Source organism: Marinicella pacifica (genome assembly GCF_014636635.1).
Taxonomy (GTDB): domain Bacteria; phylum Pseudomonadota; class Gammaproteobacteria; order Xanthomonadales; family Marinicellaceae; genus Marinicella; species Marinicella pacifica.
The window spans coordinates 1-12,339 of record NZ_BMEO01000022.1 but is presented as its reverse complement, the minus strand read 5'-3'; the positions used below and the strand labels follow the sequence as shown (position 1 = coordinate 12,339).

Sequence of the window (12,339 nt, the reverse complement as noted above, 5' to 3'; positions counted from 1 at the left end):
GATTAACTACCTCGAAAACAGAAATATTAACAACCTAAAAATCAAAATTGCCTAAATGCACCACGGGTTTTATTAAGTTATTTATTCGTCAGCGGGTTTTTAAAGAAGGATTTACAAAGCATGGGCATCTCTTTAATTATTGCGTTTTTATACGGCTCTATGATTTGGGGTATTTTGCCGATTGAAGTCGGGGTTTCCTGGGAATCGCATTTGTTTGGTTTATTGACCGGCATTTTCCTGGCCTGGAACACCCGGCACATCGACCGACCGAAGCTTAAAGACTGGCGGCTGGATGATAATTTAGACGATTACTTTCCAGAAGATGATGGTGGTTATTAGGGACTCACGCAACTGCGACAAAAAGGTGTATGAGGATAGGCCTCTAAACGCATGCCATCAATCATTTCACCACAAACCACACATTGGCCATAGGTTCCGGCCTCAATACGCGCCAACGCTTTTTTAATTTGCGAATATTCTAATTGCGCTTGTTGGTCCACGGATTTTGTTTTTTTACCGTGAATGTGTAACGCCTTGGGTTGAATCAAACCCGCCAGTTGTTGTCGGCGTACCAAAAGCTGCTGTTTAAAAACAGTCAAATCGGGTTCCTTGACCATGGTATAGAATGACCCTAATTTAATCTAACACCGACCAGTTTAGCCTCAATTCATCTGCAATGAGTTGATTAAAGTCAAGTTTTAGGAAATCGGTTTCAGTCATTAAAAAGCCTGCAGGCCGGGTGAGACCAGCAGGCTTTATGTGGTCAATTATTGTAATTGTTGTTCCAGCTTTTTGATGGTATTGAGGATGCGATCTTGTGCTTGACTGTCCAAAACTGAATCGGCATGGGTAGTCTGAGCCGATTTTTCGTGACCGCCTAAACGTGCCGGTAAATAACGGGCCAAACCGGCAAGATTCTGTCCATCCAGTGTTTTATCATATCCACTCATATCGTTTGCAGTGGACGGCCCGACACCGTTATCGACAAAGGTTTTACTGGCGGTTCTGAATCCCCGCACCGTAAATCCGTCGATACTTAAATCCGGTACACTGCCCACGCGATAGGAATAGGCCAAACCGTCAAACTGATCGGTACCTGTTTTTAAATAATAGGCCAGATAATAATCTGCATCGTCCCGCATAACGGCCACCAGTTCATCATATTCGTCATCATAAATGGCCGCTAAATCATTGTTTTGCAGGGCTCGTGTGGTGCAATAATGGTAATAAACAGTGCTTTCTGAACGACAACCGGTCACCATTTCGTCACCCGCATATACTTCGACCTGTTCAAACAACATGACATCAGAAAAATAGGGGTAGGTGTTGGTATCTGTATATTGTGAGGCGTCAATCACCACCTGCCACTCACCGCGCATTTTCTGCAGCTCATCGCCCAGGAAAAAGTTAAAACGCTCGATGGTTTTGGTGACACCCAGGATGGTGAGTTCAGCGGTGGTTTCAGTTAAGAATTCAATTTCAACATAACCGTATCCCGAATCTTCACCGCTGCTTTCTTGCCAGTAACAACCAAGACATTGACCGTTTTCAAAATAAGCCAATAGCCCTTCATAACTTGAATTGCCATCTAAAAAGCCACCCGAAGCATACCAAACTGGAAAGCCCTGTTCATCAAAGACATAAAAGGTCATGTATAAATAATTATCCTGAATCTCAATGGCATAACCGGTACCCGGTTCCTCAGGATCCCAGTACTGGCCGGATTCAGGGGTGAAGGCGAAGGCCTGGAAGGCCAACAGCAAGAAAAATAAAATCGACGTTGTGGTTTTCATGGGTTGCACATATATTTTGATAAGTGAGTCCATTATACTAAGTGATTTTGACTGAATTAACTCTGAACCATGATTGATATAGGCGCCAATTTAACCCACGACAGCTTTGATAAAGACCGCGATACAGTGATTGCTGAAGCGCAAGCGGTCGGTGTCAGTCATTTTATTATCACCGGTTCAGATCTGCATTGTTCAGCCAAAGCCATTAATCTGGCGCATCAATACCCCGATTGTTGTTTTGCCACCGCCGGGATTCACCCGCACCATGCCGCTGATTATAGTTCGTCGGTGTTGGCTGAATTAAAACAACTATTGTGCGAAGATAAAGTGGTGGCTGTGGGTGAAACAGGTTTGGATTATTTTCGTGATTTTTCACCAAGACCTCAGCAGATGAAGTCTTTTGAAGCGCATATTGAACTGGCCGTCGAAACCAGTTTACCGATGTTTTTACATCAACGGGATGCGCATAAGGATTTTTTGCCTGTATTGAAACAACACCGCGATCACATCAGTGATGTGGTGGTGCATTGTTTTACCGACACCAAAGAAGCCTTGTATGATTATCTGGATTTAGACTGTTACATCGGTATCACCGGCTGGATTTGTGATGAGCGTCGGGGCCGGCATTTAATTCCGCTGGTGCATGACATTCCTTTAAACCGTTTTTTAATTGAGACTGATTCACCCTATCTAATGCCCAGAAATTTAAAACCGAAACCCAAAAGCCGCCGCAACGAGCCCAAATATTTACCCCATATTGCTGAATTTATTGCCCAACAACTGAACTGCGATACACAAACCTTTATTCAACACACCGTCACCAACAGTCAGCGCTTTTTTTCGATTGACTGACTCAACCAGGAGACCCTAATGAATGATTACAAACAACATCTTGAAACCATCCAAAAAGCCACGGAAGACGCCTTACAAGCCACCGGCTTTAACGGCTTATGGATTTACTCAGGCCACAGCGAAAATTATTTTTTGGATGACCATGCGCCACCCTATCAGGTGAACCCGCATTTTAACTGGTGGGTGCCTGATACCGATGTCAGTCACAGTTTGCTGCACATTGTGCCGGGCCAAAAACCCACCCTGTATTTATCCCAGCCGGCTGATTTTTGGCACAAAATTGAAGATCGCAGCGGTGCCGACTGGGCCCGTAATTTTGCGGTTAAAGTGGTGCATCACCAATCCGAGATGCCCGTCATCAATGACCAGCTCAACCATGCCTGGATTGGTGATCGCAGTTGGCAACCGATGGCCGCTGAATACACCAATTCGGACAAATTACTGGCCCACTTACATTTTTCCCGGGTACAAAAAACACCCTACGAAATCCACTGTATTGAACAAGCCAACCGGTTGGCCCTTAAAGGTCATCAAGCGGCCGCTGAAGTTTTTTATTCAGGCGCCAGTGAATATGACATCAATGCCGCTTATTTACAGGCCTGTCAGCAATCCCAGAACCAGATGCCCTACGGCAATATTGTGGCCCTCAATGAACATGCCGCGGTGCTGCATTACCAATACCAGACCACTAAAAAACCGGATCATCACCGCACTTTTTTGATTGACGCCGGTGCTGCTTATAACGGCTATGCTGCGGACATCACCCGCACCTATGCGTATGATAAGCACAGTGAATTTAATGACATGATTGCGGCCATGGATACTTTGCAGGTGGATTTATGCGATGCCTGTATTGCAGGTCAGGATTATGTTGACTTGCACGTACAGGCGCATTTAAAAATTGCCGGTGTTCTACATCAGTTTAACATCATTAACTGTGACCCCGAAACCGCCGTGGAAACCGGGCTTAGCAACACGTTTTTCCCCCATGGCTTGGGCCATTATTTGGGGCTGCAAGTGCACGATGTCGCCGGTCACCAAAGTGATGCGGCGGGTACAGCCATTAAACAGCCTGATAATCATCCGTTTTTGCGCCTCACGGATGTGTTGCGGGAGCATGCAGTTGTCACCATAGAGCCGGGTCTTTATTTTATCCCGATGCTGTTACAGTCGCAGCGAAATAACAAGCACATCAACTGGGACAAGGTTGAGAAATTCTTGCCATACGGCGGCATTCGTATTGAAGACAATGTGGTGGTGGGTAAAACCCGGAGTCGTAATTTAACCCGAAGTTAATCTAAAACAAACATCAGGTATAAAAAAAGCCCTGAATTTGCAGGGCTTTTTAAAGTAAGAGACTTATGCAGTGGTCTCAAAGTAAATTAATTGTCAGTGTTTAGTTTGGCTTTGTCATTTTTGGCCACTAACTGACGCTGGTTAAAATCAATCAGGTCACTTAAAATGCGAGCGCTTTCATGCAACCGGAAGTCAACAAATATGTCATCGTCTTCCTCATCCGTTTCTGGCGTTTCGTCCGGGTCTTGACCGGCGATATCTGATGACATATCACTGTCTTGTTCTTTGTCTTCAACGACCAGGGCTTCGGTCGAATCAACCAACACCGTAATTTCGCCGAGTAAAGGGTCGGGTTCCGTGGCGGTCAACAAGGCTTTGCGTTTGGCTTTGCGTTGCTGTTTTCTGTGTTCACGTTCCTTGGTTTTTTGTTGCCGCGTTTCAGCCGACAATGAGACGGTGACATCGTCTTTTTCAGCCGCATACAACTGGTTTTCCTTGTTAAGATAATCGAACTCAAAGTTTACTTTAGAGCGTTCATTAAAGCGTTTTTTCAGGTAAACAATTTCATCGGTCAAATCGGCATAGACGTTGTAATCACTTGGCGCAATACTGCTCCAGGGTAAGGCATTGTCGTATTCAGATTCACCATATTTATCCGCACCGGGCGAGTCGGGAAACTCAATATCCGGAATCACACCGCGATTCTGGGTGCTGCCGCCATTGATGCGGAAAAACTGTCCCATGGTCATTTTCAGCTGACCGAGTTCTTGTTCATTGTTTTCGATGTAATCCGACAACCGCATGACATTTTGCACGGTGCCTTTACCGTAGGTCTGGTTCCCGACCACCACAGCCCGGCCATAATCCTGCATGGCAGCGGCAAATATCTCTGAGGCCGATGCGGAAAAATGATTGACCATCACCAACATCGGTCCCTCCCATTCGATTCTGGGGTCAACATCTTTTTTCACATCTTTTTTACCGGTTGATACCTTGGTTTGTACCACCGGGCCGCGTTTGATAAACAGGCCGGATAAATTAATCGCCTCGATCAGTGAACCACCCCCATTGTTGCGCAAATCCACCACAACACCTTCAACCCCTTCCTGTTTAAAGGTTTGTAATATCTTTTTGACATCTTTTGTGGTGCTGCGGTAATCGGCTTCGCCGGACCGCAAAGCGGCAAAATCCAAATAAAAGGTGGGTAAATCAATCACCCCGATTTTATGCTCAGCGCCACCTTCTTTCACATCCATAATTTTATACTGGGCCGCCTGTTGTTCCAGTTTGACTTTATCACGGACAATTTTGACGATTTTGGGAATGGTTTCAGGACCGTCATCTTCACCAATGATGCGTAACCGTACAGTGCTGCCTTTCTCACCGCGTATCAGTTGCACCACATCCTCAATGCCCCAGCCGATGACATCATCAAAACTGCCCTCACTGCCTTGCCCGACAGCCAGAATCTTATCGCCCTTTTGCAAGCTGCCTTCAAGATCTGCCGGCCCGCCTTTGACGATGGTGTTGATTTGGGTGTATTCACCGTCATTCATCAGTACCGCACCAATGCCTTCCAAAGACAGGCTCATATTTAATTCAAAATTTTCTGAGGTGATGGGTGACATGTAACCGGTGTGCGGCTCCACCGAACTTAAGTAAGCATTAATAAAGTACTGAAAAACATCATCACTTTTTAGATTGTTGATGCGCTTGGCCATAACCTGATAGCGTTTTGTCAGGGTTTCTTTGATGTCATCGGGCTCTTTGTCCAGCAGTTTTAATGACAGGTAGTCATTTTTGACTTTCTTGCGCCAGATTTCATCCAGCTCTTTATCAGTCATGGCCCATTCGGATTTCTTGCGATCCCAGCGGTAGGTTTCCTCTTGGCTAAAATCAAACGTTTTATCCAGTAACCGGTGGGCATGTTCGGTGCGTTGGGTGACCCGTTGTTTAAATACGTTAAAAACCTGGAAAGCTGCTTTTAAATCACCGGCCCGGATGAAATCATCCATCTGGGTGCGCCAGCGTTCAAAATCAGCGATGTCCGTGCTTAAAAAGTACATTTTGTTGGGATCTAAAACACGGATGTATTCATCTAAAATGGTCGCGGATAAGGTGTCATCCAGGGGTTTGTTTTTGTAATGCAGCTCTTCCATTAACCGCACCAGCATTTTGCTTTCCTGTTGATGTTTGGGGGCCGGATTTACTTCATGTTCCACCAGCAGAGCGCTGGCAGAAGACATCCACAATAGTGTCAGGTACAACAGGTTTCTCAAAATTTTATCAATCGGTGTTTTCATTTATTACTCTCTCATCAACGTGGGTCACAATGACAGTTGAACTTTTTGGTCAAATGACTGCCAGATAGTGTGTAAATCATATAGACCAATGAATCGCAATACAAGTTTCACGTTATTCAGAATCATTCTTTATCATCGCAAAAACATGCGCTTGTCACTGTGATTGAGAAAATATTTTTGTATAATGCCTGACTGAATATTGTCCCGAGCCCTATCCGGTTCGGGGTTGAGTCGGACAACCTCTTTTAACATATGGAGAAACGAATGAATAAAATCGCCCTCACTTTCGCCCTGACCGGTGCCTTAATCAGCACCTCCGGTGTGGCACAATTAGACACTGAAAACAGCCAGATTAATTACAAAATCGGTTCTGACGTCGGCCAGTACATGAGCAAATCCGAAATGGAATTTGATAAAGACGCCTTTATTACCGGATTAGAAGACGGATTGGCCGGTCGTGATTTGCGACTCAGTGACGAAGAGTTGAATCAGGTACAAACCATTATCCGTGAAAAACAACAAAAGCTGGCTCAGGAACGACAAAAAGAAATGATGGCGCAATTGGAAGAACAAAAGGTCACCAATAAAAAAGAAGGTGATGAATTCCGTGCTAAAAAAGCCAAAGAAGACGGCGTCAAAACCACTGACTCAGGTCTCATGTATGAGGTGATTGAAGCCGGCAGCGGTGAAAAACCCGCTTCTGAAAATGCCACAGTGGTGGTTCATTACACCGGCACCTTATTAGATGGTACAAAATTTGACAGCTCTGTGGATCGCGGCCAACCCGCCACCTTTGCTTTAAATCAGGTAATACCCGGTTGGACAGAAGGATTGCAACTGATGAAAAAAGGTGCCAAATACCGTTTTTATATTCCACCAGAATTAGCCTATGGTTCGGATGCCCGCCCCGGCAGTCCGATTGGCCCTAACAGCACCTTGATATTTGATGTTGAATTAATTGACATTAATCCCAATGCTGAAAAACCCAAAGCTGAATAATCAGTCGCTTTTAAAGCCCCGCGATGTCGGGGCTTTTTTGCGTCCGGAAAAAGCATAATCAGGACTTTTGGCACTGTGAAATTCCTGTTCGATTCCTGACACTAACCCCACTTGATTCAAAGAAGATATCCGCATGATTAAATTAACTAAATTCAACTTATTGCTGTTACTGACGGCACTGAGTTTTGGACTTAACGCCAAAACAACCCCGGACAATGACACCACTACCAACAACACATTGTTGGCAGAATGGACCGGTCCTTATGGTGGTGTGCCGGCATTCGATAAAATAAAACTGTCGGATGTGAAACCCGCTTTTGAGGTGGCCATGGCAGAAAATCTGGCCGATTATGAGAAAATAGCCAATAACAAAGAACCGGCCAGTTTTGAAAACACCATCGTGGCCATGGAAAAAGCCGGTGAAAAACTGCAACGTGCGAGTGTTTATTTTCGCTTATGGAGTGCCAACTTATCCAGCCCTGAAGTGCGTCAATTACAAATGGAACTGGCACCTCAATTATCTGAGATGCAATCTGCCATCTCACAGAACAAAACGCTGTTTGCACGCATTAAAAAGGTCTATCAGGACAGTCTTGAAAATCCGCTGGACCCAGACCGGCAACGGTTGGTAAAAACCACGTATGAATCTTTTGCCATGAATGGTGCAGACTTATCTGCGGATAAACAAAAACGCTATGCCGAAATCAACAAAGAACTGTCTGGTCTTTACACCCAATTTGCCAACAATGTTTTGCATGACGAAGAAGGTTATATCACCTATTTAAACAAAGACCAGCTCAGTGGATTGCCCGATTCCTTTGTGACTGCCGCCGCCAAAGTCGCGCAAACCAATGGTCATGAAGGTCAATATGCCGTTACCAACACCCGCTCGTCGATGGATCCGTTTCTCACCTATTCGGATGAGCGCGAACTGCGCAAGCAGGTTTGGAGCAATTATTACTCGCGCGGTGACAATGGCGATGAATATGATAACAACGCCATCATCAAACAAATATTAAAACTGCGCCGAGAACGCGTTGAGTTGCTGGGTTACAACAATTACGCCGAATGGCGGTTACAAAACCGTATGGCCAAAACCCCTGAAAACGCCATGAATCTGATGGAAGCGGTGTGGCCGGCAGCCATCGCCCGGGTCAAAGAAGAAGTGGCCGATATGCAGGCAGTGGCCGATGAATTGGGCCATGACATCACCATTCAGCCCTGGGATTATCGCTACTACGCGGAAAAAGTCCGCAAGAAAAAATATGATTTAGATTCCAATGAAGTCAAACAATACCTGCAGTTAGATAATTTAAGACAAGCCATGTTTTATGTGGCCGGTGAACTGTTTAATTTTGATTTCAAACCCGTTAAAGGCGGTTCTGTTCCGGTATTTCATGAAGACGTTAAAGTCTGGGAAGTGACCGACAAAACCAGTGGTGATCTGGTGGGCTTGTGGTATTTAGACCCCTTCGCCCGTCCCGGCAAACGCTCCGGTGCCTGGGCCACCTCGTACCGTTCGCATTCAACTTTTGACGGCAAAGAAACCGTCTTGTCCTCGAATAACTCGAATTTTATTAAACCGGCACCCGGTGAAGCAGTTTTGGTGTCATGGGATGATGCGGAAACCTTTTTCCATGAGTTTGGTCATGCGCTGCACGCGCTGTCTTCAAATGTACGCTACCCAAGCTTAAATGGTGGCGTACGTGATTACACCGAATTCCAGTCGCAACTATTAGAGCGCTGGCTGTCCACCGATCAGGTTATTAATAAGTATTTAAAACACCACAAAACCGGTGAAGTGATTCCAAAAGAACTCATCGCCAAAATTGAAAAAGCCAGCACCTTTAACCAGGGCTTTAGCACCACCGAATATCTGGCCTCTGCTTTGATGGATATGAAACTGCATCTGGCTGATCCTGAAAAAATTGACGTGGATAAATTCGAGAAAGAAACCCTGGCTGCTTTAGGCATGCCTGATGAGCTGGTGATGCGCCACCGCACACCACATTTCGGTCATGTGTTTTCAGGTGAGGGCTACGCCACCGCCTATTACGGCTATATGTGGGCGGATGTGTTGACTTCAGATGCTGCGGAGGCTTTTGAAGAAGCCCCGGGTGGTTATTATGACAAAGCCATGGCCGCTAAACTGGTGAAATACCTGTTTGCGCCGCGCAACGCCATGGATCCGGCCGACGCCTACCGCAAATTCCGCGGTCGTGATGCCAAAATTGATGCTTTAATGCGAGATCGCGGCTTTGCTGAGCCTAAGGGAAAAAAAGGGCAAGAAGACAACAAGCAAGAGAAGAAAGCGGCTTGATAACAGTCGCCTGATTTTAAAAGCCCCGGACTTTTCCGGGGCTTTTTTTGTGGTTACTCTACCATCAATGGTACGGACGCTTTAATGACCCGTTTTTGATTGCCTTGCAAAATATACCGCACCTGGTATTCACCGGCTTGATCTGGCATTCTTAACACGCCTTGTTCAGGGTTACTTTGGGTGTAAAAATAACTTAATTCACCGTAGGTTGCCGTATAATCCGCGGGCACCAAATCAATGTAATCACCTTTTTTACCCGGTCCCTGCCAGTGAACAATCAACTCACTGCCTGATGCTGCAGTGTTCTTATCCAGGTGAATGGATGTTGGAACGTCAACCACTGTTAATGGGCTGCTGACAATCACTTTTCGGCCCTTAGGGGCAGACATCACGTAACGAATTTTGTATTGACCGGGCTCAATGGGCATGGTCAGGTCTGCCTCCGGTGCGTTGTTTTCGGTGTAAAAATAACTGATTTCACCGGCTGTCATGTCATGGTTTTCAGGCACCACATCGATATAGTCACCTTGACTGTCGGGGCCTGTCCATTGTACCTTAAGTTGTTGGCCTATACCGGCCTGAGGGTCATGTGATAAGCTTGATTCCACGGCTTTGACTTGAATCGGAATGCTGTATAGAACCTGACGGTCTTTGCTGCCTTGTAAAACATAGCGGATTTTATAGTCACCCGCGTCAGCCGGGGCGGTTAAAGTACCTGTATTTTCTGATTCTTTAGTCTTGTCGGCATAAAAATAACTGAGCTCACCGGCTGTCATGGTGTAATCTGCCGGTACCAAATCCACGTAGTCGCGTTCACCGCCGGGGCCCTGCCAACTCACCTCAAATGACGCGCCTACATTGACCGAATCGGGCGCCGATAAACGCACATCAGTGTCCACAACTTCAAATTCGACCTGCGCAATAACATGTCTTTTTGATGGCCCTTGCCAGACATAACGTAACGCATAATTACCCGGTTTTGTGGGTGCTTTTATCATGGACGGTGATTGATCTTTCGCCCAAATATAGGCCAGTTCACCATAAGTCCTTGTCTCACCCTGTTCCACAATATCAATGTAATCATGTTCGTTATTTGGGCCTTGCCAGTTGACTTCAAATTGCGCGCCAATAACCGGCGGTTGCCTCGGTGCTTGAACGGTTGCTGAGGGCAGTTCAACCGTCGGCTCTGAGCTGGTCTCTTCAATCATAACCTGTTGTAAGGCTTTATCTAACTCTCCGGCATTCTGCGCGGACACGTACAAACCGCCGGTTGATTCAGCCAGACAAGCCACTTGCTTGCCTTCATTGGCATCCAATCCAAAACCAATGACGTGGGCTTTAAAATCAATACCCATAGCCGCCAGTTCTTCACCGGTGGCACAAGGATCTAAATCACAGGTTTCCAAACCATCTGTAATGAGTACGATTTCAGCCGCATTTTCCGTTATTTTAAGGATGTCTGCCGCCTGTTTAACCGCCGCACTTAAAGGCGTTTTGCCTTTTGGCATCAAGCCATTCACCGTTGTAATGATTTTATCGGCTTGATTGGTCGCCGGCGATAATAACAATTCAATGTCACCACAATCACCTTTACGGCGATGACCGTACGCCATCAAACCCACCTGCTGGTCTTCTGAAAAATTGGTGCTGACCTGTTTAAGCGCACCACGCGCAATGTCAATTTTACTGATACCGTCAATTTGTCCCCACATCGATCCTGACGCATCTAAAACAATCATGGTATCGGGTTTGGCATGAACCCCATAAGACATCATGATAAATAAAATTGTTGTTATTTTCATATAAACACCCTCATTGAAATAAACGATTGTCAACTTAAAGCAGCCATCTGACAAGGGTTTTTTTACATGATGTGAACCAGCCCACAGCTTAATTGATACGCCGTTTTGTTTTCATTCAGGATGTTTGACAATTGTCAAAATCAAGCATATTGAATATTTCTAAAATGTGCTTTTAACCATGAGAAACGCAATGAAAAAACTGTTAACGATTGTATTAGTATTGGCTGCCGGACAAGCTCTGGCGGTGGAAAAAGGTGACTGGCTGTTGCATATGCGCGCCATAAATATCAACCCCAATGATGACAGCAGTGCGCTGCGGGTCGAAGGGGCCGCGGTACCGGGTACTTCAGTGTCTGTGGATGATAACTATTCTTTGGATATCTCCATCGGCTACATGATCAGCGATCACTGGGCGATTGAATTGCTGGCGGATTTAAGCTCAAAACACACCGTTTCAGCCCACGGTTTGAGCGCCTTGGGTGTACCTGACGGGACCGATGTGGTGGACACCAATGTGTTACCACCCACGGTGTTTTTACAGTATCAGTTCCGACCCACTGCGTCTGTCAGACCTTATTTCGGTGTGGGTGCCAACTACACCCACTTTTTTAATGAAGAACTCAGTGGCCCTGCGCAAGAAGTACTGGGGGCTGAAAATCTGGACTTAGACAGCTCTTTTGGCTGGGCGGCTCAATTTGGCATTGACTGGGAATTAAGTAATAACTGGTCTTTTAATATGGATGTTAAATACATTGATATTAACACCGAAGCAACTTTTAACACCGCTTTAGGTTCGGCCGCGGTTGATGTGGACATTAACCCCACCGTTATCGGTATTGGTTTTGGTAAAACATTCTAAACTATTTACCGTATGCCCAAAAAAGCCGGCATATTGCCGGCTCAGACTGCTGACAAAGTCCCCACTTTTGAGTGGGGATTTTTTATAATAGCAGTATGCTAAAAGATCACCCCCC

9 protein-coding genes and 1 pseudogene are annotated in these 12,339 nt (G+C 45.8%); 6 read left to right on the top strand and 4 right to left on the bottom strand.

Features of this window, described 5'->3' with window-relative positions; genetic code table 11:
- Nucleotides 1-87: 87 nt before the first annotated feature.
- Nucleotides 88-339 (top strand): annotated as a pseudogene (locus IEV16_RS12985) (rhomboid family intramembrane serine protease); the annotation flags it as partial.
- On the opposite strand, the gene IEV16_RS12980 reads toward IEV16_RS12985, so the two are convergent.
- Nucleotides 336-617 carry a TraR/DksA family transcriptional regulator gene (locus IEV16_RS12980; RefSeq protein WP_188366154.1) on the bottom strand — a complete coding sequence of 94 codons (282 nt, stop codon included), beginning with the start codon at nt 615-617 and terminating at the stop codon, nt 336-338. The pseudogene IEV16_RS12985 and the gene IEV16_RS12980 overlap by 4 nt on opposite strands.
- Nucleotides 618-767: 150 nt before the next feature.
- On the bottom strand, nt 768-1,793 hold the full coding sequence (locus IEV16_RS12975) for a hypothetical protein (protein WP_188366153.1): 1,026 nt from the start codon (nt 1,791-1,793) through the stop codon (nt 768-770).
- A 69-nt stretch (nt 1,794-1,862) separates the two neighbouring features.
- Here IEV16_RS12975 and IEV16_RS12970 point away from each other — a divergent pair, with 69 nt between their 5' ends.
- Both IEV16_RS12970 and pepQ read left to right on the top strand, forming a co-directional pair.
- Nucleotides 1,863-2,645: a TatD family hydrolase gene (locus IEV16_RS12970; protein ID WP_188366152.1), complete on the top strand. Its 783-nt coding sequence runs from the start codon at nt 1,863-1,865 to the stop codon at nt 2,643-2,645.
- Between the two features lie 18 nt (nt 2,646-2,663).
- Nucleotides 2,664-3,941, top strand: a complete 1,278-nt coding sequence (pepQ, locus tag IEV16_RS12965; RefSeq protein WP_188366151.1) for a Xaa-Pro dipeptidase — start codon at nt 2,664-2,666, stop codon at nt 3,939-3,941.
- An 86-nt stretch (nt 3,942-4,027) separates the two neighbouring features.
- On the opposite strand, the gene IEV16_RS12960 is transcribed toward pepQ, so the two are convergent.
- Nucleotides 4,028-6,244, bottom strand: a complete 2,217-nt coding sequence (locus IEV16_RS12960) for a carboxy terminal-processing peptidase (RefSeq protein ID WP_188366150.1) — start codon at nt 6,242-6,244, stop codon at nt 4,028-4,030.
- A gap of 264 nt (nt 6,245-6,508) precedes the next feature.
- Here IEV16_RS12960 and bamJ point away from each other — a divergent pair, with 264 nt between their 5' ends.
- The gene (gene bamJ, locus IEV16_RS12955) at nt 6,509-7,243 is read left to right on the top strand and encodes a BamJ family beta-barrel-assembly machinery protein (protein WP_188366149.1); all 735 of its coding nucleotides are present in this window, start codon (nt 6,509-6,511) and stop codon (nt 7,241-7,243) included.
- A 133-nt stretch (nt 7,244-7,376) separates the two neighbouring features.
- On the top strand, nt 7,377-9,563 hold the full coding sequence (locus IEV16_RS12950) for a M3 family metallopeptidase (RefSeq protein ID WP_188366148.1): 2,187 nt from the start codon (nt 7,377-7,379) through the stop codon (nt 9,561-9,563).
- 53 nt (nt 9,564-9,616) lie between these two features.
- Here the strand turns inward: IEV16_RS12950 and IEV16_RS12945 are convergent, their stop codons facing one another.
- The gene (locus tag IEV16_RS12945; protein WP_188366147.1) at nt 9,617-11,365 is read right to left on the bottom strand and encodes a vWA domain-containing protein; all 1,749 of its coding nucleotides are present in this window, start codon (nt 11,363-11,365) and stop codon (nt 9,617-9,619) included.
- Nucleotides 11,366-11,555: 190 nt separating this feature from the next.
- Between IEV16_RS12945 and IEV16_RS12940 the strand changes: the two genes are divergently transcribed.
- Nucleotides 11,556-12,224 carry an OmpW/AlkL family protein gene (locus IEV16_RS12940; protein ID WP_188366146.1) on the top strand — a complete coding sequence of 223 codons (669 nt, stop codon included), beginning with the start codon at nt 11,556-11,558 and terminating at the stop codon, nt 12,222-12,224.
- Nucleotides 12,225-12,339: the final 115 nt, after the last annotated feature.